The sequence below is a fragment of the Aureliella helgolandensis genome (genome assembly GCF_007752135.1).
GTDB lineage: Bacteria > Planctomycetota > Planctomycetia > Pirellulales > Pirellulaceae > Aureliella > Aureliella helgolandensis.
This window is the reverse complement of record NZ_CP036298.1, coordinates 5,299,301-5,324,860: the sequence shown is the minus strand read 5'-3', so window position 1 is coordinate 5,324,860 and position 25,560 is coordinate 5,299,301. Positions and strand designations below refer to the sequence as shown.

14 protein-coding genes are annotated in these 25,560 nt (G+C 53.9%); 9 read left to right on the top strand and 5 right to left on the bottom strand.

Annotated elements, in window-relative coordinates; genetic code table 11:
- The first annotated feature begins 1 nt into the window (after position 1).
- Together Q31a_RS18535 and Q31a_RS18530 are read left to right on the top strand one after the other, a co-directional pair.
- Positions 2–2,467 (top strand): coiled-coil domain-containing protein, encoded by a 2,466-nt coding sequence (locus tag Q31a_RS18535; protein WP_145081206.1) that lies wholly within the window; start codon positions 2–4, stop codon positions 2,465–2,467.
- A 555-nt stretch (positions 2,468–3,022) separates the two neighbouring features.
- Positions 3,023–4,594, top strand: a complete 1,572-nt coding sequence (locus Q31a_RS18530) for a sulfatase family protein (RefSeq protein WP_145081204.1) — start codon at positions 3,023–3,025, stop codon at positions 4,592–4,594.
- Positions 4,595–4,609: 15 nt separating this feature from the next.
- Here the strand turns inward: Q31a_RS18530 and Q31a_RS18525 are convergent, their stop codons facing one another.
- The 3 genes from Q31a_RS18525 to Q31a_RS18515 all read right to left on the bottom strand — a co-directional run bounded on the left by Q31a_RS18525 (position 4,610) and on the right by Q31a_RS18515 (position 7,641).
- Positions 4,610–4,945 carry a hypothetical protein gene (locus Q31a_RS18525; RefSeq protein ID WP_145081201.1) on the bottom strand — a complete coding sequence of 112 codons (336 nt, stop codon included), beginning with the start codon at positions 4,943–4,945 and terminating at the stop codon, positions 4,610–4,612.
- A gap of 285 nt (positions 4,946–5,230) precedes the next feature.
- Positions 5,231–7,255: a M56 family metallopeptidase gene (locus tag Q31a_RS18520; protein WP_145081198.1), complete on the bottom strand. Its 2,025-nt coding sequence runs from the start codon at positions 7,253–7,255 to the stop codon at positions 5,231–5,233.
- A gap of 2 nt (positions 7,256–7,257) precedes the next feature.
- Positions 7,258–7,641, bottom strand: a complete 384-nt coding sequence (locus Q31a_RS18515) for a BlaI/MecI/CopY family transcriptional regulator (RefSeq protein ID WP_145081196.1) — start codon at positions 7,639–7,641, stop codon at positions 7,258–7,260.
- A gap of 926 nt (positions 7,642–8,567) precedes the next feature.
- Between Q31a_RS18515 and Q31a_RS18510 the strand changes: the two genes are divergently transcribed.
- Positions 8,568–8,777 carry a carbon storage regulator gene (locus Q31a_RS18510; protein WP_145081193.1) on the top strand — a complete coding sequence of 70 codons (210 nt, stop codon included), beginning with the start codon at positions 8,568–8,570 and terminating at the stop codon, positions 8,775–8,777.
- Between the two features lie 948 nt (positions 8,778–9,725).
- Here Q31a_RS18510 and Q31a_RS18505 read toward each other — a convergent pair.
- On the bottom strand, positions 9,726–10,958 hold the full coding sequence (locus Q31a_RS18505) for a hypothetical protein (RefSeq protein ID WP_145081190.1): 1,233 nt from the start codon (positions 10,956–10,958) through the stop codon (positions 9,726–9,728).
- A 719-nt stretch (positions 10,959–11,677) separates the two neighbouring features.
- Here Q31a_RS18505 and Q31a_RS18500 point away from each other — a divergent pair.
- From Q31a_RS18500 to Q31a_RS18490, 3 genes are all read left to right on the top strand, one after another.
- A complete protein-coding gene (locus Q31a_RS18500; protein ID WP_145081187.1) occupies positions 11,678–12,679 on the top strand; it encodes a hypothetical protein in 1,002 nt (333 codons plus the stop codon).
- 873 nt (positions 12,680–13,552) lie between these two features.
- Positions 13,553–15,121 carry a sulfatase family protein gene (locus Q31a_RS18495; protein ID WP_145081183.1) on the top strand — a complete coding sequence of 523 codons (1,569 nt, stop codon included), beginning with the start codon at positions 13,553–13,555 and terminating at the stop codon, positions 15,119–15,121.
- An 884-nt stretch (positions 15,122–16,005) separates the two neighbouring features.
- Positions 16,006–17,142: a redoxin domain-containing protein gene (locus tag Q31a_RS18490; RefSeq protein ID WP_145081180.1), complete on the top strand. Its 1,137-nt coding sequence runs from the start codon at positions 16,006–16,008 to the stop codon at positions 17,140–17,142.
- Positions 17,143–17,518: 376 nt separating this feature from the next.
- Here Q31a_RS18490 and Q31a_RS18485 read toward each other — a convergent pair whose 3' ends face one another.
- Positions 17,519–18,367, bottom strand: coding sequence for a dienelactone hydrolase family protein (locus Q31a_RS18485; RefSeq protein WP_145081177.1), 849 nt, complete (start codon positions 18,365–18,367; stop codon positions 17,519–17,521).
- 228 nt (positions 18,368–18,595) lie between these two features.
- On the opposite strand from Q31a_RS18485, the gene Q31a_RS18480 reads away from it, so the two are divergent.
- The 3 genes from Q31a_RS18480 (at position 18,596) to Q31a_RS18470 (ending at position 24,992) form a co-directional block, all read left to right on the top strand.
- The gene (locus Q31a_RS18480; protein ID WP_231690824.1) at positions 18,596–20,914 is read left to right on the top strand and encodes a dienelactone hydrolase family protein; all 2,319 of its coding nucleotides are present in this window, start codon (positions 18,596–18,598) and stop codon (positions 20,912–20,914) included.
- 519 nt (positions 20,915–21,433) lie between these two features.
- Positions 21,434–23,377, top strand: a complete 1,944-nt coding sequence (locus Q31a_RS18475) for a DUF1592 domain-containing protein (protein ID WP_145081173.1) — start codon at positions 21,434–21,436, stop codon at positions 23,375–23,377.
- A 22-nt stretch (positions 23,378–23,399) separates the two neighbouring features.
- Positions 23,400–24,992 carry a DUF1552 domain-containing protein gene (locus Q31a_RS18470; protein ID WP_145081168.1) on the top strand — a complete coding sequence of 531 codons (1,593 nt, stop codon included), beginning with the start codon at positions 23,400–23,402 and terminating at the stop codon, positions 24,990–24,992.
- The last annotated feature ends 568 nt before the right edge of the window (positions 24,993–25,560 follow it).

Here is a 25,560-nt window from a genome sequence, read left to right as displayed (position 1 = left end):
TATGAAGCGTTGTCATCGCAAATGGCGTATTGGCTCGGTAGGGATGTCCCTACTGTTGGCCAGTACCGCCGGACTTATGTTTGCCCAGGAATCATCCCAAAGTCCTACCGCGCCTGCTCCCGCTGCAGCCACTGATGCAGTATTGAGTAACACGGCGGGGAATTCCGATCTGATGGAGCCGGCCGAAAACTCTGTCACAGTGATTCAGAATGGAGAGATTCAGAATTTAGAGGTGATTCGCGAGGTCGCTGCGCCAGAAGAGAAGGCCTCGGAGTCGAGACCGAACGAGATCCCACGCGTTGGACAGTCGGTTACCTTCGGAGCCCGAGTGAGCTATGGGGCTGGCATTCCGCAGGAGCAGTTGGATAAGCTCATTACAATACTCAGGGTTCTCAACATCCCCAAAGCCGCCTTCCATCAGAATCAAGACGAAACGGATAGCACCGTGGTAATTCAGTGCCCGGCAGACGCGACTTGGCGCAGAGTGCGCATCATCACCCAAGCACTAGAAAAACTGGACGGCTTCAAGGTCGATGTGCGAGTCGCGGCCGACGGCGGTCTGGTCACGTCGACGCAGGTCGGTGCGGATGCAGAATACACAGCAATGCCAGCAGAGGGAAGTAAAGTCGCAGCCTCGGGATTAACGTTGCAGAGCGGTGTGGAGAGCAAATCTAAGATCACTCTTCCGGAAAGTTCACTTATGGGAGGGATGGTGCTCGCTGAAGATGAGTTGTCTGTCCGCACGTTTTCATCTTCAGACTCCGCTCCCATGGGCGCATTTTCACTCCCAATGGGGCTTCCCTCGGAAGCGATTCCTGGCAAGAAGTGGGTGACCAGTGATTCTGTAATCATCGCGATTGCCGACGATGGTTCGCGGATCTTCTGCTACTGTGAAAAGCACCCGCATTGGGTTGAACAACGCTTAGAACCGCTGGCAGATGCAGAGATAGTACCGGTCGTTGACGGACACTCGGCGGCCGTTATGTACGGAAATTACTGCTTTGCCTACAGCACCTCGCAAGGGGCATGGGATACGCTGGAATTACCCACTAACGAGGTAGCTGTTCCGAACGTTAGTGACGACAGCGTTGTTGTGCACTCAGCGGCCAAGGGCGATTTTGTATTCAAGAACTCCTGGGGCAGATGGTTCTCAGGTGAAGAAATAATGAACGGCAAGGTCGTTGATTATATTGCGACCCGGCCTGCGGTAACGAGCCAAGCGACGTCTATCGTAGAAATCAATACCAACGACTTGTCGGCGAGTTCGGGCCCCGCTGAATCCGGATTGACGAAATTCACCGACAACCTCCAATCGCGTCGTGCGATTGATTCTTCCGCAACATCCGTTGATGAATCGCAACTCTTTAGTGTGCACTTCGTGTTTAGTCGCGACGAGGAAGACGTTGATCAGCTTCGCCAAACCTATGCTCGCCTAAACGCAACGGCTCGTGATATTGCCAGCTCACTTCACGAACCGCAGACCAAGCCCAACTTAGCCCGAAAATTAAATGCGCAGCTCCGCGATGCCGTGCAGCAGGCGTTTGAAACTCGCCAAAAACTCCAGCGAGTTGAGTTAGCCGAATTTGCACGGCGGTTGAAAGGTCTGCAGGCCTCCATCGAATTGCGCGATGAAATCAGCCAGCAAATCGTCGAACGTCGCGTGGCAGAACTGCTCGACCCTAACTTGAAATGGGAAGAAACCGCAACCGTCGACAAAGATACGTCAGCCAGAGAGTTGAGCGGCAATGCCGAGAGCCAAAGCAGTATGCAACTGGAGGGAGAGTCAGCTGTGGCGGAGCGTGCTGAGACCGAAGAGGTGTCCGTTGAAGCCGCAACGCTCACTCCTGCTCCAGCCGCAGGCGGCCTAGAACAGGAGCTTGACATCCGTGGGGATTTCGTACGACCGCAGTCTCGGCTCAGGCTGGTGCTCGGAAAGTTGCCGGAAGAATTGCATGACCTCCTGGCTCAACAGGCTGAGCGTGTGCAGCAGCTTCGCGCGCATGTTCGCCGCTACGAAGCTCGCATTGCCCAAAAGGTTGATCTGGAGGAATCGCGACGCTCGTTGAGTGCGGTTCAAGACCAGCTGGAAGAGCAAACTCGGCGGCAGAAACTGGCCTGGCATGGGTTTATGGAACAGATCGAATTGCTCAGCATTGCGCTGGAGCGAGATCATGTGCGTTTGGAAAATGCGGCTGAGGAGCTTAACGAAACTAAGCAGTTGTACGACGAGGGTGTCCGAGGTCGGGACGAGTTGCGTGCTGCGGAAATCGCCTTGCTGGATGCCCGGGTCGCAATGCAAGAGTCTGAGGCATGGCTCGGACTCTACCACCATGCTGGCCAAGGATTGGATCCAGCCGAAGCCGAAGCTGACACCGAGACCGCGACCGAGACCGGAGCTGAACTTGAAACTGAAGCTGAAGTGGACGTTGTTTCAGCAGCTGACCTACAGGCTGAAGAAGAGGATTGAGCCAACGCCGCCGAAAGCAGCACCTTTTCTAGCGGTTTGCTTTCCTCAGTATGGTGAACACAACGCAGCGTTTTCGGTCAACTGCTCTGTTTCTGCTTTGCACTTTCTGCTGGTGCACCGCTAGGTGGGCGCGAGAGCCGCTGTGTCTTTGGAACGCTGCTGAGTGGGACTCTATCGCAGGTTTCGCCTTGGTGCCCCAGACGCCCAACTTGGGCACTGCAGTGGGAAGGGACGGATGGGACCTGTTGCATCAGGGAGGGTAAATCCTGGCGTTGAACAAGCCCCGAATGGTCGGATGCCGCAAGCTGCGTTAGCTAGCCGTTCGTCGACTCACCGGAGTGTGCCGCCGCTTTCGGTTACTGTCGATCTTTGGCAGGGTATGGGCATGGGAGTTACAGGTCACGACTGGCGCAAATTCTGAAATCTGAGGAAATTGGTGCGTTTTGAAGGCCTTTCGTTCCATGTTTCACCCGGAAGCTGCTAGCGTAGAGCTGAGGTATTACGTCGGCAGTTCCCTGCAGAATCCATGGTGTGCATCGATACGAAAGACTAACAATGAATTCAAGCAAGATTCTCCGATTGGCGAGCGTGGCATTGTGTGCATGTATTGCATGCTTCAGTAGTTTTGAGCGTGCCGGAGCGGCTGCGCCCGCTGATGAAACTGGTTCACAACGCCCCAATATTCTGTGGATCACCATCGAAGACTGGTCGCCAGACTTGTCCTGCTATGGCACGAAGGGGATTCACACACCGCATGTCGATCAACTGGCGGCAGATGGCATTCGCTTTGAGCACGCATTCACCACTTCTCCGGTATGTTCCACATCCCGGTCCGCGATGATGACTGGCTTTCACCAAAATTACATCCGAGCCAACCAACACCGTGAGTATCACAAGCAACCACTTCCACACGGCATCAAGCCAATACCGCACCTGCTGAAGGACGTTGGCTACTTCACGGCGTTGATGAGCTATAAGACGGACTGCAATTTCCTACCCGAGAAGAAAGAAGAACTTTTCGAAGGGACCGACTGGAATCAGCGTCAGCCCGATCAACCCTTCTTTGCGCGAATAACGTTTGGTGGCACGCACCGAGCATGGAAACGCGATCCGATGCGTCCCATCGACATTCGCGACGTTGAGTTACCTCCCTACTATGCCGATACGCCGTTTATTCGTCGCGACTGGGCGAATGGCTTGGAGCAGATGCAATTGGTGGATCGTGAAGTCGGAGCGTTGCTGCAACGACTGGACGACGAGGGATTAGCTGGCAACACCATCGTGTTTTTCATCGGCGATCACGGTCGGTGCCACATTCGCGGCAAGCAGTTTCTCTACGATGGCGGGATTCGCATTCCCATGATCATGCGTTGGCCCGGCAAGGTAGCAAAGGGGCAGGTGAGCGATGATCTTGTGATGTCGATTGATATTTGCGCAACCATTTTGGATGCGGCAGGCGCATTATCACCGATCTCATTACATGGCAAAAACTTACTAGGCGACGCGGTGAAGAGCCGACAATATGTGTTCGCCGCTCGTGATAAAATGGACGAAACGCACGACGCTATGCGGGCGATTCGTTCAAAGGATCACAAGTTGATTCTCAATCTGATGCCCGAACGGCCATGGTGTCAGTTCAATCGTTACAAAGAAGCATCCTATCCCGTACTTGCCGAGATGAATGTTTTGAATTTGCAAGGGAAATTGCCCCCTGAGCAGGCTGCGTTCTTTGCCCCTAGGAAGCCTGAAGTCGAATTGTTTGATCTAAAGAAAGACCCGTATGAGGTGAGCAACGTTGCTGACGATCCGGCCTACGCAACCGTCAAACAGCAGTTGCTTGCTGAATTGCAACGCTGGCGGACGAGCGTGATTGAGGATCAAGGAGTCTCGGAGGAGTTCCGTGCGCAAAACGTCTTTCCGGATGCCAATCCGCTCGATAGCGTTAACGAATGGGTGGAAAGGCACAAGTCGGAATTTGACTTCAAGAAACATGGCTGGCCAGCTTGGTATCCGACACGCACGCTGGAGCAATGGCAGGCAGCTCGCGCGGCGTGGGAACCGTACGTTTTCCGCACGCCCGAGGATTCTGTTAAGCGTCCCAGGTTGGTCTATCAGGACAAAAAGTAGCTGCTGAACAAAGAGCTACTCCTTCACTTTCGATTCTAAATATGCCTGGTAAGCTGCCACTGGGTCGTAATTCGGTTTGCCATAGAGTTTTTGTTGGCGCTCGTCCTTGCTGTTCGGGTAGTAGTCGAAGGTGTCGCCTTGTCCGAGAATTCTGGGATCTTGCTGCTGTACGAGCTCGGCTTGCAGCTGCTGCCAGAGCTTGGTTTTCAACTCTGCATAGGTAGGATCGTTGGCAAGGTTCTTAATGCAACCGTTGTCTGTGTTGATGTCGTAGAGCTCTTCGGCGGGCCGCTTGCCAAAGCTCAGTTCGTAAAACCTGTAGTCGTTGGAATTCGGATTGAGTGCCGTCAAGTAGCTCTTGGTCGGAGAATTGTCGCAATTGAGTAGACCATACGATGGATCGCGTCCTCATGCTTTCGTGAGCTATCCCTTTACAATACCTCGCATAGTGGGCGAGGCCACACGATATGGCCACTTCGCTGCGAGCGGGCAGGATACTTATCAACAGCAGGGAGACACCGTGCTGGTCAGCAGGCGTCACCCCTGGGCATTAACAGAATAGGCTCACTCATCGCATGGAATACGCGGAGGTGTATTGCGCGAAGTTAGACTCTTGGCAAGCCTTGGGCCGCTACGTTACATCAGCGGAAAAATTAGACTCGCGTCTGACACGGCGCCTTCGATGAGCACCACTTCGCCAATGGGACCATCGATAACTTGGACACGGACCTGCCAAGCTTCGAGCTCGGCGCGCCAAGCAGCTTGACTGAGTCGTGCGGCCTCAGGCAAGTCGCTGGCATCGTCCATCGAGTCGAGTACTGAGGCGATGGCCAATTCGACTTGTGCTTGGATTTTCGCGGCCGAATTTTCTACATTAGGAACCAGCGCCAGTCGAACTTGGCAGGGCGAGGCCGCATCTGCGAAATCCACTCCCACACCGGCAAAGCTGCAATGACTTAGGGCCTGCATGCAGACAGCCATGCTGGAGGGCACTGGCTCGTAATCGGGATCAATTTTGGCAACTTCGGCAAGCGAGAAGACTGCGGCGGTGACCCCACCGTCAATCAACGGCCAAAGCGACTTGGCAATCGTAAAATCCCCTTCATCGTAGGTGGAGCTATCGCTTAAGTTCATCCGCAGCGTTTTCGAATGCCCTTGCTTCTCCAAAAGACTTGCCAAGGCCTCGACATTCGTAAGACCGGCCAGATTTGACAAAGGGAGTTTATGAGCCACTTCAGCCCAGTCGACTTCACGATCAAAATACAAGGCTGGCTTGTATGCGTTGATGGAAAGCGTAAAGCGGTGGCCGCTGTTTCTGCTTTCCAGAGGCAGGTCAGCGATCTTGAAGTCGAGATTGGAAGTCCACGATACAAAGTCGCGGGTGAGACTCACACCACAATCCAAGTCCCCGATTCCCAGTTCGACCGTCGCCTCATTAATGGCTTGTTTGACTAGAGGTTTTTGAGCTGCGGCGGAGGGAAGCACGCGAAAGAAGCCACTTTGTACTCCAACTTCGTCCCAAGGCTGGCTTGTGTGCCGGGCGAACAGTACCGGCGGCTTGGCTAAGGGCTTGGCTGCTCTTAGTGCAACGCGGGTGGGTTCATCCGCTCCGGCGGTGCAAAAGGCGACGCTGAGTCCCATCCCAGCTACCACCACGACCACTACAAACTGCTGCCAGCGTGCAAGTTGGGGTTTCTTCACTGAACCTAACATTTTGATCCTCCTGATCACACTATGAGTCGAGAGTGAAACTCCGACCGAAAACAACGAGAGTTGAGGTTGCGAATCCATTCGCAACGCCAGTTTACAAAGACCTGTTCGATATTTTTCCGACGTCAATAGATGGCCCGCCTCTTGGTCCGCTGCCAGTTCTTGGACAAGAACCAGTTGACGTTTCAATAGCCACGCGAGCGGATGGAAATTGACCCATTGCCCCATCAGATCAAAGAAAAATCGCCATCGCGCATCTCTCCGAAAAACGTGAGCAGCTTCGTGCGCAAGAACCGCCAATTGTTCATCCTCAGGCCAGTTCTCAAAACCGCTCGGCAAGTAAATTGTCGCGCGATCGATCCAAGCGACACAAGGTGATGGGACTTGATCAGTCAGGAGCAGTCTGAAGGTTAGGTTGCGGGAATGTTGTCGAGCCCAGGCGGCTAAAGTCGACTCGAGTTGCGGGTTGTGATAGTGGCCACTCTGCTTTCTAAGCCGCCTCAATGCATTGACGGACAGGGCAAGTCGGAACCATCCCATACCAGCCAGCAAGCACCAAGCGAAAAAGCAGATCGATGCAGGTTTCGGTTGTTCCCCTAGTTCCAGGCTAGCTGTGAGTGGCAGGTTGGAGAACAGTTGCCGGAGATTGATTCCGCCGCCTGCTGCTACCGAACTGTCCATCGAGACGCTCGAATCGAGCGGCGTTGGCTGTGGAGGTATCTCGGGCGATTGAACTTCGCGGGAAGCGAAGGGTGCGATCGGCCAACTCTCGATCGTAAACTTGGGAAAGGGAATGAGAGTCACTGGAATGATGATGGACACCAAGGTGATTCCCAGCAAGCAAACCGCAGTCGCCAGTTGAGGTGACCTCGCAATGAGGCAGCGAACGAAGATGTTGGCGATCGCCAGAACGACCGTGAATTGGGCGATTGCAAAAAGAATCGTTGTCATCTCTATTGCTCCTGCTCGTTGAGTAGGCTTTCGAGATATTCGCGTTCAGGTTTGGTCAATTTCTTACGATCGAGTAATTGGACCAGCATGGCCTGACGTGAGCCAGCAAAGAGTCTGTTAACTAGATCGCCGACGATGCGTTTAGACACATCCTCAAACTTGCGCACGGCTACGTACTGATATGGACGCGTACTATTGGTCAATTTTAGGAACCCCTTGTCTGCAAGGCTCCGGACGACGTTGGCGACCGTCGTGTATGCTAGCTTCTCACCCGTCGCCTCAAGATGGGTTTGAGCCTGTTCGGCTGTGCCTTCTCCGTTGTTCCAAAACAATTGCATGACTGCTAACTCTCGGGCTGTGAGTTCGACAGCTTTGGGTCTGGCCATGAATCCTCCTCCTTGAAGTCTTAGTTCGCTTTAGAATTGATATTTGGGAAACCAAATTCGGTTTTCCAAATATAGACCAAAGTGCCCAATCGAATAAACATCAATTTCTGCTTCTGGGATGTTATCAGTTCCAGATGGGAATTCGTTTGCGGACCGGCATTGCAGCGAAGAGGAATCCAACCGCGAAATTTACGAAAGAAGCGAAAAGGGCGGATGGAACAGCCGAGGGAAAGGGGCGGAGGAAGTTGAGGCAGGGAGAGAGAGGAAACGAAAGTGAGAATCCAGCACCGCGGCTGACACACAGAAAGTCTTTCGCATCTTTCGCCTCTTTCGTTTATTTCGCGGTGTTTTCCCCCTGGGCTGGTTGGGAAGTGGGGGTAGTTTTTCTCCATCCGTAGAAGGTACAGGCCGCGGGATGTTGCCTGTTTGGTGAGTTGGATCGTAGTCGCGGACAAGTGGGATGTTTGTTGTAGTGCCTCGTGTAGCCGGCCGAGGCATCCATGCAAGGTAGACGCCCGCAGTTCAAGAGAGTTGCAACCGCGAAATATACGAAAGAAGCGAAAAAGCGGACGGAACAACCGAGGGAAAGGGGCAGCGGAAGTTGAGGCAGGGAGGAAAAGGAAACGAAAGTGAAAATCCAGCACCACGGCTGTCGCACATGGTCTTTCGCCTCTTTCGTTTATTTCGCGGTTGTTTTCCCCCGTGGGCTGGTTGAGAAGTGGAGTGAGCGCAGTGACGCTAGCTGCAATACGTTTGGCTGGAGTCCCTCCACAGCCGGCTGGAGTTGCGAGCGAAGATGGAAATTCATCAAATTCCGATGACGCGTGACCTAAGTTGTCACTGCGGTGCTGATACTTAGTGGTGTTGGGAGGCGGCATTCCAGCGACAACACTTCGCCGCAGCAATCAAACTCAAGGAAGAATTCAATGCTAGTTCTTAGTCGTAAAGTTGGTGAGAAGTTGGTTGTCGATGGAAACATTACGGTGGAAGTGGTGCGCATCCAAGGTAACCGAATCACACTCGGCGTGGTTGCTCCAGCTGACGTTAAAATCTTGCGGGGAGAGCTGACCGAGCGACCGACGAAGGCTGTGGAGTCTCCCAAAAGTGTTGAAGGCGGATTGCTCCAGGCGTGCTAAGCCAGCGGAGAGGCTTTGCAAGATTGTACAAATCATTTGCGTTTATCCCTCGTTTCCAGGCTCTACGGCTTGTTGGTTTGAGAGTGATTGCAACTTTAGCACGGAGGTAGTAGCCGAGTTACTCTGAAGCGGCAGTCACAGCTCCTTGCTGACGCTGCGGGGTACGCATTCCTCCCCCATACGCAACTGGTACGCGGACTCGAATTGCAGCAGCAACTGGTATGGAGTGCGTTCCGAATTGTTGATTGAAGAGGTTGATGATTTCGCTGTGAAGGCAGCACCCCGAATCGCGTTGCAGGGGTGACCACAGCTCCTTGCTCACCGGGCTGTTGAAATCGTAACCCGCTGCGTGAGCAAGGACGTTAGATATGCGGGCGATGGTTGAGGTGTGAATCCGCTCTAATACTGCTGGCTGTTGCTTGCTGGCGTTATCAATCTTTCCTTGCTGACGCGGCGGGTTGCAATGGGTGCGGCCCCTGGTGGTTGGGCTGGCGAGGAAATCGTAACCCGCCGCGTGATCAAGGACGCTAGATATGCGGACGATGTTTGAGGTGTGAACCCGCTCTGATGCTGCTGGCTGTTGCTTGCTAGCGTTATCAATCTCTCCTTGCTTACGCGGCGGGTTGCAATGGGTGCGGCCCCTGGTGGTTGGGCTGGCGAGGAAATCGTAACCCGCCGCGTGAGCAAGGAAAGGTGGTTGCCGCTACAGGGCAATTAGGGACGCTACCTTCGCCTTAAAATTGAAATTGCTATCAATTCGACAGCCCGTCACGTTGCGGGTTACGATTTCAAAAATGGTCAGCGTGACCTCTTTGCCCTCCCCTCCCCTTCCACAAATTGTTTCTGGCCTGCTCGGGAATGACGGGCGCGCTGGGCTTTTTGCTGTTGCTGTGCGCTTTGAGGCGTAAGGTTTGTGTTCAACAGTGAATAGGGATGATGTGAGTGCCGCTATCCCGGAGACCGGAAGACTGTTAGCCAGTCGAAGAGGATTTCAATTTCAACATTGGGGAATTTTCGACGAATCGCTTCGATCTCTTCTTCGTCCGCGGAGACACTTCGTAGCCAGATACGTTGCAAACCGGAAAGTGTGGCAACCTGCTGAATATGGTGGGCGCGGATTTGGTCGCCCTCTAACTGTAGTGTTTCCAAATGCAATCGTTCAAGCCATTTCAAATTTTCTAAATTGAGCGTTGGTGTTGATGGATTGGGAGTTGGATCTGGCCACGTCGTGCTGTGGTAGGTCAGTTGAAGGTTCTTTAAACTTTGACACTGTTCTAATTGCGTTACCGCTGATACCGGAAACTCACCAGGAAGCCGAAGCGTGTGCAAGTAGGGAAATTTCATCAACTCCTGGTAACAAGTCTCCCAGTTTGCGTTGGAACGGATCGACGCGCTGGTGACGTGATGGAAGAATTGCGGGAAGTAGTGATTCCCCGCCAGCTTGCGCAACCAGACGGGGCCGCAATAGCTCTGACCAACTGATAATTGCGAGTTGCAAAGCACAAATCCAGGTGGCTGTGCGGTGGGAGCGAGTCCTTCCAGCGTACGTATTTGCTGGTGATAGCCGTAGATCCCTAAGCCCAGCGCTGTGACGGTTACCAAACCTAAAAGGTCTCGCAGCTGACAGGTCCAACTGCGGTTGTCCCGCGCCCTGAACCACCTGTGCGTCGAAACTCCAACTGCCAATACGATCACGACAGCAACCAGCAAGTCTACTAGCAGGGCCCAGTAATCGATCGTCCAGCCGTTGGACGAAATCGGCCAGTTGTCGTAATCGCTCCACGAAACCGGGAGATATCGCGAGCCACCCCAGTTCAGAAACCAACTCTCGACGCGGAGCCATGGAGCGGAGTTGATACGCAGTTTCCCTTGATCAGGTTGGTTGAAAATCAGTACGCGTGCCAGAAACGGCTTGGGCCATCCGTGCTCAACGACAACGATCTGTGCACCGCTGGTAACGCCAATTTCCCGATAGTGTCTTTGGCGCGTCGCCTCGCGCAATGCGTTTGAACGCAGTTTCCATGCATCCAACTTTCCCGTCTCTGTGGTCCACAGGGAAACGAACTCGCCAGGGACGATGATGATGATGAGCAGCACGACCGTTAGACACGTCGCGAACCAAGCGAGCCAATGAAGGGCTGGCAGTGTCCTACCTCGATTTGGGCGTGCATTAGGTGTCATGGTAGCTCTTCCTACGCTAAGCCAGCAAATTGGGTTCACACGGTCGCAGGTGCACCGCTTAGCCACGTCCTCCTTCGCAGCATGTTTCGCAAATTGTGTGGCACTGCGAGCATTGAAGCTTGGCGCGGATCTCAATGAGCCTACCGCCGCAGACGGGACAGGCCGGACGGCAAGGTTCTTCCAAAGGTTGTTCGTCGGGGGATGGGGAGTTTCTTGGCTCAGGCATCGGTTTTTCCTCAGTGGTCGCGTACCATGTGTGGCTTGAAGAGCTCGACTTACATCATTCGAGTATATCGCAGAGCCTCAGTGGAGAGTTTGGGGAGCGGCTTTGTTGGATAACTTCAGCATGGTTTACATTAGTTTTGCGTTAACCAGTGCTTGAGTTCAAGACAACATTGCCGGACGCTGGCGATTGCTATTAAGTAGTCTCTGGGGATCGGGCATGCTGAAGCCTCAAAACGTAATCTTTACGGGCGGCCTGCTGTTGGCTGCGACTTGCGCCCTGGCTTGGGGAACGCTTGCGAGACCGATAGCAATGGTGTCGGATAAGCTTCGTGTCTACCGCATTTGCGAAGCTAACAGAGCCTCGGCATGCGCGTGGATTCCCGGTTGCGAGTGTTGCGTCCCAGACCTGATAGAGTGGACCGATCCCAACGTGTCGCTTGGGCACGTAGAACGTGTGCGTTTTCCAATTGCCAGCGAACAGAAATGCAAATCAAATGAGATATCTCGACGCCAGCCAATTCACCCCGGTGAAGTATCCGTATTGGGTGTCGATTCTAGCGATGGCATTTTCTTTCTGTTGCGCCACTCCGAGTCTATTGAGGGCGGACGACTGGCATCTAGACGCAGAATCGTCGGAGACTCTGACGGTGCCAACTCTTTCGCAGGGGGGACCGGCTGCGGGGAAACGCGTAGCAGTCACGGCTGCTGAATATGTTGGCACGGAAGTGTTTCATACACTCTATCTTCCACCGGGCTGGAAGCCGGAAGGAGCTCCCGTCCCGATCATCTTTGAATACACGGGCAACTATTATCCGCAGAGCGGATCGACTGGCAAATCGCAGGACGCTGCACTTGGATACGGTCTTTCAGGCGGAAAGTACATTTGGGTCGTGCTGCCTTATGTCAATTCCACAGGAACCGCCAACGAAGTGACTTGGTGGGGCGATGAGCAAGCAACGGTGGAGTACGCCAAACAGAATGTGCCCCTCATCATCGAGCAGTTTGGTGGCGATCCGAACGCAGTTTTCCTGTGTGGATTCTCGCGTGGCGCTATCGGAGTCAATTATCTGGGACTCCGCGACGATGAAGTTGCAAGTTTGTGGACTGCTTTCATTACGCACGATCATTTTGATGGAGTGCGGGAGTGGAACACCGCTTGGGGATCGCCACTGGAACGCTATCAGAGCGAAGCGAAGAAGCGGTTGGCAAAAGTGGAGAATCGTCCGTACTGGGTCAGCCAGAATGGTAACAATCGCAAGTCGGAAGAATTTGTTCGCTCAGTTGTTCCGATACCCAATCGTTTTAGGTTTTCCAATATCAATACCGCTGAGATTCTCGGCAGTTTTCCCAACGAATTTGCCCAGGCCGCGCACACCGATCGCTGGCTTCTCAGACCGAGTCGCGATCGTCGCCAAGTTTGGGAGTGGATGGAGAGGGTCGCTAGCGGTCACAACAAGGATGGAGAATTGAGCGTCCCAGGCCAGCTCAAGCACTAAGTTCGAAGAGATCGCCAAAACGTAGCCACCGTCGCTAGACGGTGGAGGCCGTCCCACGCTCTGGCGGGCGTAGCCACCGTCGGCAGACGGTGGAGGCCGTCCCACGCTCTGGCGAGCGTAGCTACCGTCGCTAGACGGTGGAAGCCGTCCCACGCTCTGGCGAGCGTAGCTACCGTCGCCAGACGGTGGAGGCCGTCCCACGCTCTGGCGAGCGTAGCTACCGTCGCTAGACGGTGGAAGCCTGTCCCACGCTCTGGCGAGCGTAGCTACCGTCGCCAGACGGTGGAAGTCGTCCCACGCTCTGGCGAGCGTAGCTACCGTCGCTAGACGGTGGAAGCCGTCCCACGCTCTGGCGAGCGTAGCTACCGTCGCCAGACGGTGGAGGCCGTCCCACGCTCTGGCGAGCGTAGCTACCGTCGCTAGACGGTGGAAGCCTGTCCCACGCTCTGGCGAGCGTAGCTACCGTCGCTAGACGGTGGAGGCCGTCCCACGCTCTGGCGAGCGTAGCTACCGTCGCTAGACGGTGGAAGCCGTCCCACGCTCTGGCGAGCGTAGCTACCGTCGCTAGACGGTGGAAGCCCGTCCCACGCTCTGGCTAGCGTAGCTACCGTCGCCAGACGGTGGAGGCCGTCCTCTGGCGAGCGTAGCTACGTGGGGCTTCGAATCGATTTCTGTCGGTCGCTGTCCTGGGAGTCAACTGCGGGGCGCGGCGCACAATCGGTGAAACCGGTTTTTCGCGAGGGGATTGTGGTAGGATATCTCGGAAGCTCCCGAACTTGTAGATCCGCCCTGACCACTCGGTCGTCTCACTGCAAGATGTATCGCAGGAAGAACTGGCGTCCCCTACTTTCGCACTAGCCCCGTGGTATCAACATGCAAAAATTAGTTGTCCTGGTTGTCCCTGCGCTATTGGCAATACTCGTTGGCGTATCGCAAGTGGTCGTTGCGGGTGAGCGGCGGGAGAGCGGCGAGCAACCGAATATCATCGTTATCCTGGCCGACGATTTAGGCTATGGAGATATCGGCTGTTACAACCTGCAATCGAAGATTCCGACACCGCATATCGATAAATTGGCGCGACAGGGAATGCGTTTCACCGACGCGCACAGCCCTTGCACGGTATGCACGCCAACACGCTACAGCTTGATGACCGGGCAAATGGCCTTTCGTGCTCCCAATGGTGGTCGAGTGTTTTCGGGTGCGGGCGGGCCGTCGTTGATCCAGCCTGGAAGATTGACTTTGCCTGAAATGCTAAGGCAGCAGGGCTATGCGACTGCGTGTTTTGGAAAGTGGCACATCGGATTGACTTTCTATGATACCGACGGAAATCCGATTCATGACGGTGGCCCCGATGCGGTCAAACGCATCGACTATTCTCGCCCGATCGAAGGCGGTCCGATTGACTGTGGTTTCGATCAGTTCTTTGGAACTGCCTGCTGCCCCACTACCGATTGGTTGTACGCGTTCATCGATGGGAAACGCATTCCGAATCCGCCGACTGGTTTGCTGGATAAATCGATGCTGCCCAAACACGACTATGCGAATGATAATCGGCGCGGAATGCATGCATCCGACTTTGACTTGGAAGAGGTGGACATGGTGTTTCTTGAGAAGAGTCAGCAGTTTCTACAGCAGCATGTGCTGAATAATCCCGAACAGCCGTTCTTCTTATTGCACTCAACTCAAGCCGTTCACTTGCCATCTTTTCCAGGAGACGCATTCAAGGGGAAAACGAATGCCGGCCCCCATGGAGATTTCATTTTCGAATTGGATCACATCGTTGGCGAATTGATGGAGACGCTCGAGCGTTTAGACATTGCAGAGGAGACGTTGGTGATTTTTACCAGCGACAATGGGCCTGAAGTTCCAACGGTCTATCACATGCGTCACGATCACGGACACGATGGTGCCAGACCTTGGCGCGGAGTGAAACGCGACAACTGGGAGGGGGGGCATCGAATCCCGTTCGTTGTCCGCTGGCCTGGCAAGGTTGCATCGAATCGAACCTCGCGCGAACTGACTTCGTTGACCGATGTGATGGCCACGGTGGCAGAAATTTTGGATGTGAAACTCCCTGAGCAGGCTGCTGAAGACAGCTTCAGTATGTTGCCCGCATTCCTGGAAACGCCCCATCCGGAGCCGATTCGTGCCTACTTGCTGCAACAAGGTTTCGGTGGAGCAAAATACCTTGCCATCCGCCGCGGAAAGTGGAAGTACCTGGCACACAAAGGCTCAGGCGGCAACAACTACGCACAGCACGAATTGTTGAAAGAGTACCAATTGCCTGACACTGCTCCCAATGCAGAAGGGCAGTTGTTCGACTTGGAGGCTGATCCAGGTGAAACACAGAACCTAGCTGAATCGCATCCCCTGGTGGCCGAGGAGTTGTCAAAACTGCTCGAACAATCGTTATCGGCAGGACGCAGTGCCCCAACGCGGTGAGCTTGCAGTGCAGCGTGGTGCGTCCCAGGGGGAGCAAGCATTTTACTAGCAGGTTGTCTTCGTTATTGAGTGAACCTGCAAGTGCTGCAGAGACCGGTTGCAGTGGCATCCGCAACTCCAGAGTCTTAAGACTGCTCTGTCGAATATTGCCTGATTCCTGTTGGCGTACTGGTTGGCGTTGGCTTGTCGACGGATATGTGTTTTTTCCGCAACCGTTCACGATCTTTCTTATTCGCTAGTAAATTCAACCGCCCGTTCGGGTTGGAGTTTAAGTCGCGGGCAACCGTGAACGTTTTCGAAGCATCCAGGCGGTCGTTTTGGCAGGAAGATGGAGGCAGGAAGATGAATTGCTCTGGCTATCTTCCAGCCAATATTTTGCTGCCAACAGCACTCTCTGTTGCACCAGACCGCGCCCAGCCAAACTCACCGGCGAGGAGCAATACCAAGCAAGCTCACCTCTTCAAAGCATTTAATCGGTCGTTCAGGATCTTCCTCATCCTTCAGGAATATTCAACCGCTCGTTCAGGTTTGATTTCAAGTCGCAGGCAACCGTGAACGGTAAGGGGCAACCCAACTCCTCCCAGTACATGCCGTTAGCCATAATGTTCATGGGGATTGGCTGGTGTTCTTCAGCGTTCCTCAGCTCAACGGGGCCACCCGTCGCTCTATCGTTTATGTCGCCACTTGCACTAGGCGGTGCCCTCGCATGCTCTCAGACCCTGGTCGGTTGCCCAGCGCAAAATATTTATGCAGAGGTCTATTCAGCCCTGTGTGCTGTGTTGGGCTGCATCGCTTTTCTAACCGGTACGATCTATTGTTTGAATCGCGTTGAACCCTGAGTGAACCGATCGGCTTAACCAATAACCTCTACTGGAGTGAGTTTCATGCGAAATCCATCGATTGCTCTGTTGATTGTTTGTACATCGTTCGTGTGCGCCACGAGTGTATTGGCTGACGACCAGCCCACACTCCATATTGGCGATCCGGCCCCCGTCTTAGAGATTGAGCATTGGATTCAGGATGCCGAAGGAGTCCGGAAACCGACAATCGAGTTTAAAGAGGGGATTGTCTATGTGATTGAGTTTTGGGCGACCAATTGTCCCCCATGCCTTGCCTTCATGCCAGAGCTAGCAGACATCCAAAACGACTACGGAACAGCTTCCGTGCGGGTTATCAGCATAAGTGACGAGCCTCTTGCGAAAGTGCAAGAGTTCCTTCAGAACAACAAAGCTGCTGACTTTTCGAGCAAGGTTTCACTGACTACCGATCCCGATGGTAGTACCAAGCAGCAGTACATGCTAGCTGCCGGGTTGTTTTCCATTCCAGCAACGTTCATTGTTGGTAAGACAGGGCTGGTCGAGTGGTTCGGATCAACGCTTGAATTGAAGGAGCCATTACGCAAGATCGTCGACGGAGACTGGGATCGTGAGGCTTTTGCGAAGCGCGCAGCCACAGCCCAGGAGATCGCGTTTTTGATCCAAAGGGTTGGCCAACTACGACGCGGGACTCGAGGGGATCAGCTACAGGCTCTCAAGCTCATCGAGCAGATGCTGGCGGATGCTTCCGCGCCGGACACTCCAGAATACAGCGGGGGTCGGTTCATACAGTTGGCGCTGTTAATCAGTACCAATCAGTTGGAGACCATGTACGCGATGGTCGAGTCTCGCTTGGAAAACGCTCAACACGATCCATCCATGCTCTTGGAATCTGCCAGCGCGATCGCAATGATTCCTCCCAGCGAACAGGGGAGCGACCGCGCGCAGCTCGTGAATCTCGCTCGCCGCCAAATAGTCGACGTGGCAGAATCGCCGGCCGTTCGCGAGCAGCCGGAATTGAAGTTCGCGTTATACAACCGATTGGCAATGCTCTATAGCTCCAGCGGGAAATTCGACGATGCAATTGCAGCCCTGGAGCAGGCAAGGCAAGCCACACAAGACAAGACCTCTCGGGAGTTTGTAGAGCAGATGCTCTTGCAGGCCAAGCAACAAGCCCAGCAACAAGCGAGTGCACCCGGTAAGTAGCGTCATCGTTTTGCTGCAATAAAGTCTGAGGCGCGACAGCGCCGAGTGCAATCCATAGAGCGACTGGAAGCGATAGTCCGGTGCGTGCGACGATTGCTCTCTGCTAGGAGCACTAGCCTTTGCTGTACCCAGCAGGTGTTTAACCGGAAAGATGGAGACGGAAAGATGGAATGCTGGAAGTTAGTAGCATTTCAGTCTGTTCTGTGTTGCTATATTTCTGTCTCCATTTTCCGGTCATTCTTTTCGGTTCTGGTGCACCAGGGATGATGTTGCCTTGCTCTTGGTCCGGGGGAAGGACGAATGACTTCAGTGGATGGCTTGGGCTGATGGTTCATTGGCAAGGCTGTGCTGCAGACGGTGAGGCCTGCTAGGGGAGCTAGGCCAAGGTCTTTTCGAATAGTAGCAGCATGCGTTGCCAAGCCTTGGCTGCTTGCTCCGGATCGTGGACTCTTGAATCGGGCGGACACCAACCGTGACCAGCCGGATAGACTTCGATTTCGGCCTTCAGTTGAGCATCTGCGAACGCATCTTTGAGCACAACTTTGGCCTTCGGATCGCGCTCGTCGTCGTTCTCAGCAACGGCGATGAGGAACTGGGCCTTCATTTTGGGAATCAACAGATGGGGGCTATCTGCATTTTCTGTGACCAATCCGCCACCGTGGAACGTAACGGCTGCGCCCACTCGGTCTGCGACGGTCGCGGCGGTACGCAGGACGATCGGCCCGCCCATGCAGTACCCGGTGGTGCCCATCTTCTTGTTCTTGTCGACTTGAGGCTGAGTATCGAGCCAGGCGACGAAGGCTTGTGCATCGGTCGTATGCGTGGTGGCGTTCAGCGTTTGGGCGAGTGGTCTGACCTCTGAGATTGGAGTTTTGGCACCTTCCGCTGCCGTAGGCGCCTTCTGTTTGCGGTAGAAGGGATTCACGACCAATACGCTGTATCCGGATTCGGCCAAGCGGCCAGCCATTTCACGAAACGAAGGGCGTAGGCCAAAGATATCGGGCCAAATGAGCACAGCTGCATGAACACCGGTTTTGGGGGCCACGAAGTACGCATCGCATTCACCGTCTGGAGTCTTGATGAGCACATCTTGCCCAGCTACCTCAGCAGCGTTCGCCGCCGTCGGCAGCAAGAGGGCGGCACCGACTCCGGCTGCTGCCAGCGTACCAAAATTGCGGCGTGAGTACCGTTTGAGATCGTCTTCAAAGTGATCTTGATCGCACATGGGATATCTCGTCTGAGGATGGAAGTTTTAAAATGGAAGGGATTCAACGGGATCTGCAGAATGGCTCTGCGACGTGTCTAGCAATAACATAACGGATTTACGGTCGTGAATCCAAGCGGGCAGCAAACGACATTGTTAGATTGATAGACCGTCGTTGCCAGTTTGTTTCCAGTTGCTTGGGAAAGCGTTGCAACGAGCTTCCCGATTTCATCTTCGACAGGCGTTCCCGTGACGTTTTCCACTCGGATGGCACTGGCCATTCTAATTCCTGCGTTCCTGTGTAACTCCATACCCGCTCATGATTTTAGTTTAAGCGAGTTGCCGGGGACGGAACCGTTGAGGATCAAGGGGGATATTGCTGCGCAGATGGTAGATGGCATCGACGGTTTTTTGCTGCGAAGTCTCGAAGATTCTGTTGCGAATCGCGAAAGTTTTTACCATCGCGACCTGACTTCCCCCGACGCCTACAGTCAATCGTTGTCTCCCAATCGCCAACAACTGGCGAGGATCATCGGGGCTAGTGACGTTAGACACGCGTTTACGGAGCTCGAATTCGTGGCGGATACGGCTACGTCGCAAGTCGTAGAAGAGAATGATCGCTACAAAATCTATGCAGTTCGTTGGCCTGTGGTTCGCAACGTCCACGGTGAAGGGCTGTGGCTGGTACCACACCAACCGGCAATAGCGCGAGTCATTGCAGTTCCTGACGCGGATCAAACACCGGAAATGATTGTTGGTGTTGCGGAGGGGCAGACGCCAGCCTTTCAGTATGCTCGTCAATTGGTAGAGAACGGCTGCGAAGTGCTCGTGCCGACAGTTATTAGCCGTGAGTACAAGTCACGAAACGGTCGTGCGAAAATGACCAATCGGGAGTATCTCTACCGCAGTTCGTTTGTGCTGGGGAGACACATTATCGGGCACGAAGTTCAAAAGATTTTGGCGGCCGTGGATTGGTTCAGCCTTGGGGAGGGGAAACCCATTGGTGTTGTGGGATACGGTGAAGGCGGCCTCCTGTCTATGTACAGTGCAGCTCTAGACACTCGCATCGAAGCGGCCTGCATTGGTGGTTATTTTGGATCGCGGCAGCGCATGTGGGAGCAGCCGATCAGTCGCAATGTTTTTGGCCTGTTGGAAGCGTTCGGAGACGGCGAGCTGGGAGCGATGATCATGCCTCGCTCCCTGACGATCGATGGTACCGGTGGCCCTGAGCTACAACTGCCAGGAGAAGGTGGTGCTCCAGCATTGTTAACCGCCCCCGGTGATCGGGAGGTTGCCACCGAAATCGAGCGACTCCGGGAATTGATCCAACCCTTTCCAGCTCGCGTGCAGCACGTGCGACCTGATGGTGGGAGCTTGAGCTCATCGATCGATCCGCGAGCGACGGCGCAGTTCTGGAGCGAGCTGACAGGACGACCGTTGGCAGAGTTTCAGGTTGCAGAGAGTGTGTCCCCGGTAGCGGAAGTCGATCGGTCCGCCGAGCGCCACCAGCGGCAATTTACGGAATTGGAGCAGCACAATCAGTGGCTACTCCAGCAGAGTGAGGCAGAGCGACGCGCATTCCTGAATCTGGGCAGTCATCTACCCGATACGCAGCCAGGCAGGTTTCCGGTAGACACTTCATCCCTGGAAAGCTACGAACGTTCCATGGAGCCGTACCGCGAGTACTTTCGAGAGGAAGTAATCGGCCACTTTAAGCAACCGCTGTTGGAGTTTAATGCGAGAAGTCGCAAAGTCTATGATGAGCCGAAATGGGCTGGATACGAAGTCGTACTCGATGTGTTTCCAGGAGTGTTTACCAGCGGAATTCTTTGTTTGCCGAAGGATCTTCGAGCTGGTGAGCGGAGACCGGTGGTCGTTTGTCAACATGGACTGGAGGGACGCCCCGAGGACATCGTAACTGGAGACCATCGCGCGTACCACGATTTCGCGGCCAAGCTGGCAGAACGTGGGTATGTAACATTTGCTCCTCAGAATCCGTACATTGGGCAAGATCGCTTTCGAACACTGCAACGCAAGGCGAACCCACTGAAGAAGACTCTGTTTTCTATCATCGTCCCGCAGCATCAGCAGATTGTGAATTGGCTAAAGTCCCAGCCCTTTGTGGAAGGCGAGAAAATTGCCTTCTACGGGCTGTCGTATGGCGGGAAAAGTGCGATGCGAATTCCGCCTCTCGTGCCGGACTATTGCCTGTCTATCTGCTCAGCGGATTTCAATGAATGGGTCGATAAGAATTCGACGACACAAGCAGACTACTCTTACGTATGGACGCCGGAGTACGAGATCTTTGAGTTCGATTTAGGTGGCACGTTCAACTATGCAGAAATGGCGGCGCTGATTGCTCCTCGTCCCTTCATGGTGGAACGGGGGCATTTTGATGGGGTTGGCACCGATGAGAATGTGGCACACGAGTTTGCCAAAGTCCGTTTCCTGTATGCGGCGCGATTGGGGATCGCAGATCGGTGCGCGATCGAGTGGTTCGTGGGCCCACATACGATCAACGGTAAAGGTACCTTTGAATTCCTTGATCGCCATTTGAAATCGAAGTGAGCGCGAGGATCGAACACTCCTCAAGCACAATCGTTGTCGGGCTTGCGGCACTCGAGGGCGGAATTGAACGAATGGTAGCCACCAGTTGTGCGCTCCGATCCGGGGCAAGCCCGGCGGAAGCGCAGGGCACTTCTTGGTGCTTTCGTTCGCGGCAATGCCGATGCTTCGGCTTCCGTTGGGCTTGTGCGGGCCTATACCCCGCGCACGCTTCCAGCTGAATTCCGCTTCGGGCCTGCCGCAACGGCCTCAACGGCTTTGGGCTACTGGCGTAGGAGCCCGAGCTCCCCGAGAGGTTGTGGTAAAATATGGCGAGTCAGATTTCGTGCTTGTAGACTGACTTAAAATGAGTGACAATTCGTAGTAGGTTGCGAGGAGATGGTGATGCTGCGTCTGCGGGCGGTCAAGCTTCCGAGGACTAGCTCGCGCAAGAGTTTTGTAAGTGTTATTCCGATTTAGTTCGTTGCGGCCGCTCCAGCGTTATTAAACTTTCTTCCCCACACCGTCATTGCCCACCCAGTTGTGAACACACTCCACTGCGTCCTTGTTTTCAGTGCTCTAATTGCTGGCGTGAGTCAGTGCGTGTTGGCGGATGAGTTCGAGGTGGAGATCCAGCCGGTGCTGGCAAAGTACTGCATTGATTGTCACAGTGGTGTGGACGCTCAAGGCGAAGTTGACCTCGCTGCATATCAGGCTGACGACCAAATCGAAGCTTCTTTTCGGGTTTGGGAGAGCGTCGCAGAACGATTGACCGACCGAGATATGCCGCCCGAGGGAGAGTCGCAACCAACCGACATTGAAAGGTCGCGAATCTTAGATTGGTACCAGCGGCGATTTGTGGACTCGGTCGAGGCACGACCGGGGACGTTTCGCCCCAGAAGGCTATCGGCAACCGAATATCGGAACACGCTTCGCTCGCTATTCGGCTTCGACTTGGAAGTGTCCATTATAGAAGCGGAACAAACGCAAGTTCAAAAATCGCTGGTGTTAAAGCTTTTGCCCGATGATCCACCTGGACGGAGTGGATTTCGTAATGATACCCATGGCAATCCGTTGACGACGGTCATTTGGGATCAATATTCGTTGTTGGTCGATCATGGGCTGAGCGAGTTCTTCGCTCCTCAAAACCGATTTGCGTTGGAAGCTTATGTGGGGCCGTTGGAGCCCGGCTTTACCGAACAGCAGGCTGAACGGCTACTGCGGAGTTTTGTTCCGCGAGCTCTGCGGCGGCCAGTCCCACCAATTGAACTGAATGCAATCATCCGACGAGTTCTTGACCGAGATGAAAGTGAAGAGCTAGTCGACGTGGTGAAAGCGGAGCTCAAGGCGGTATTGATGTCACCGACGTTCCTCTATCGTGGTCTGCGGATGGTACGAGTTCCAGGACAACAGCCAGTTGACGATTTCGAATTGGCGGAACGACTCTCGTACTTTTTGTGGGGAGATCTTCCAGATGCTGTGCTCGTAAAACTAGCGGAACAGAATGCATTAAGTGAATACGAAGTACTCGTGGCGCAGGTTGACCGCATGCTCGCATCGCCCAAGTCGCGGCATCTCGCGGAAGACTTTGCATATCAGTGGTTGACGATTGGCGAAATCGAGCACTCGACCGACAACTATCCGCTGCGACAGACTTGGGAAGCACAGGTCGTCGACTTCATGCACTATTTGTTCACTGAAGATCGTCCACTCATGGAATTGATCGATTCCAAAGTGTCGTTCATCAATCCCTTGATTGCCAAGCATTACGGTCGGGATCGCCAGCAATTGACCGATTATCGGAAAGCGAAAGGGATTGAGGTTGAATTTGTTGGGCTTCAAAAAATCAAGCTTGAGCATAGCCTGGGACGCGGTGGGATCTTAACCATGCCCGGCATTTTGGCAATGAACCAGGGACCAGTGCTTCGAGGAACTTGGATCTTAGAACGTATTCTGGGCGACGAGCTTCCCGACCCGCCCATGGATGTTGGCAGCGTACCACCGAATCGCGATGGCGAGGAGTTAACCTTTCGCCAACGATTTGAAGTGCATCGGAATAACCCGACTTGCGCATCATGTCATGATAAAATTGATCCACTTGGTTTTGCCCTACAGCGATACGATCAGACAGGGACGTACCTGGCTCCGAGCCAATCGGTCGTGACGAAGAAGAACAAGGTCGTTAAGCCAGTATCCGATTCTGGCGACCGCATTGATACTTCGGGGCGACTCCCGTCGGGAGAGCCGTTTGAAGACATGGAAGGCTTGAAGCGTATTTTGGCATCGAGTGAGCGGCGGGCTATCTTGCACAACATCGTGGAGCGGACGATGGCGTACGCGCTGTGTAGGGCGTTGGAAATTCATGACAAACCGGTTGTTGACCAGATTGTGTCGGATCTCGATCGCAGCAATGGATCCTATCGCGATCTATTTCAGGCGATAGTGCTTAGCTTACCGTTTCGCGAAACGATCAACCCCACCAACTAGACTCTCAATAGTCAGAGATAAGATGAGCCTAACTATCCAACGACGGACATTTCTGAGGGGTTCTGCGGGTGTCGCATTGCCATTGCCGTTCCTGAATTTGATGACATCCACATCATTCGGCCGGGAGACGCCGCAGCCACCGGTTCGATTCATGTCGCTGTTCAAGCCCAATGGGGTCCATCCACCTTCTTGGAATATCAATGGTGGCGCTGAGTATGATTTCCGCATGTCACCGTTGATGAGACCATTTGAAAAACACAAACGTGACTTGTTGATTTTGGACAACATTGGCGATTTTGGATTCGCATCTCACGCGAACTCGACACGCCGATTTCTTAGCGGTCACCATGCGAATACGAAGTCGGCGTCGATCGACCAAATGATTGCTGAAAAGATCGGAGGAGCGACTGCCCATCGTTCGCTCGAGTTAACCACGGAAGGTCTGTTCACCAATCAGATTGGTTGCAGCTATATTTCCTACGACTCCGCTGGACAAGCTATCCCACGCGAGAGTGATCCCCAGCTCATTTTCGATCGTTTGTTTCGAAGCCCGTTGGGGAATTCGCAGAAGCGGCGCGAGATGAGCAGCCTACTCGATCGCGTCGGGGAAGACGCACGGTCCTTGGAACGTAAAGCAGGCTATGAGGATCGACAAACACTCGATGAGTACTTGGGAGTGGTTCGTGAGACGGAGAAACGCCTGGAGAGATTCGGTGAGGCGAACAAGCAAACCGAGATTGACTTTTCCGACCTACAGCGACCCTTGCGGGCTGGAAACTTGAACGAGCAGGTTGAAACAATGCTCGACCTGATCGCCTTGGCAATGTGGACCGATTCGACCAGGTGTGTAACCTACATGCTGGGGAATAGCAACAGTCGGATGATTTTCGATTTCTTGGGAATCACCGAACAACACCACTATCTATCGCACTTCTTTCGCAACTTTTCGCGTCAAAATCTCGATGCCCTACTGAAAATCAGCGTTTGGCACATGGAGAAATTTGACTATTTGCTCACCAAGCTCAAGTCGTACAGGGACCACAACGGTACCTTGCTTGATCACAGTATTGTGATGTTTGGTTCGGGCATGGGGCATAGTGATAATCATACGGTAACGCGTATTCCCATGATTCTCGCGGGCCAAGGCGGTGGGCTGCTCAAGACAGGGCGTTACCTCCGCTATTCCGAGAATCAACCCGTTGGCAAGTTGCATCTGGCCCTGCTAGATGCCTTTGGGGTCGATATTGATACGTATGCAACCGCATCTGAACCGCTGGCAGGCTTAGATGGCGGCCCTATCGAATTTTTCCAAGAGCGTCCGTTTGCGAGTTGGGTAAAGCAAGAGGAGGCGGGAAGCGTTACGGTGCAAGGCCGTTTGCGAATGTCGGACGACTTGAATGAAGCCAAAATCTTTTACGTCGATGTCGAGGGCCAACCGGCTGTGCGGGTGGATGTTGAGTTCCGTGATTTCCATCAGTTCAACCTAGCCTATCACTGTGGAACCCCCATTACATTGACCGGTGATGGGGCAGAGCAAGGAGGTACGATCCGTATTACAAAAGTCAAAGACTTAAAGTCCGTGTTTGGCAAGCTGCCTGGAACTCAAGATGGGTGAGTCCCAGCATGGCTCCGGCGTGTAGCAGTATCGCGAACTCCCAAATCTAACTGACAGCCAGCTTCATGATAACTAGCAGCTCAATAGCTCGTTGATTGAGTAGGCTATTCCGTTGTACCGTACAGGTAGTCCCCAATCACTCGCATGCGCCAACGACGCTTGCTTGCTCGCCAGGCTGTCGATTCAAGTGCGATGTTTGTTCCAAGCCATAGGCTGTGCCCCGGATTGCGCTATGGCGGAACCAACCTTCCTTGCCCATGCAGCGGGTTGCTATGCCAACAAGCCGGCAAGGTGGGACGATATTGTGGACGGAGGGCCCACAGAACCTCGAACACTTAGTAAATCCGGGGCAGGCAAACTGTCTGTTGGTTCGTTGACGGTGGCAAAGTGTTACCGAATTGATACATAAAGTCGGTTCGAACCCTCCTAGAAGAGTGTATTATGACGACCGGCAACTAGTGCTTCATCTAGATTTAAGTTTCGGGTTGCAGCCTTATGTAGAATGGGCACAGCCCGTGGGGCCAAGCCATTGTAGCCTGCTTGTTGAACTACCTGCATCTTGATTAAT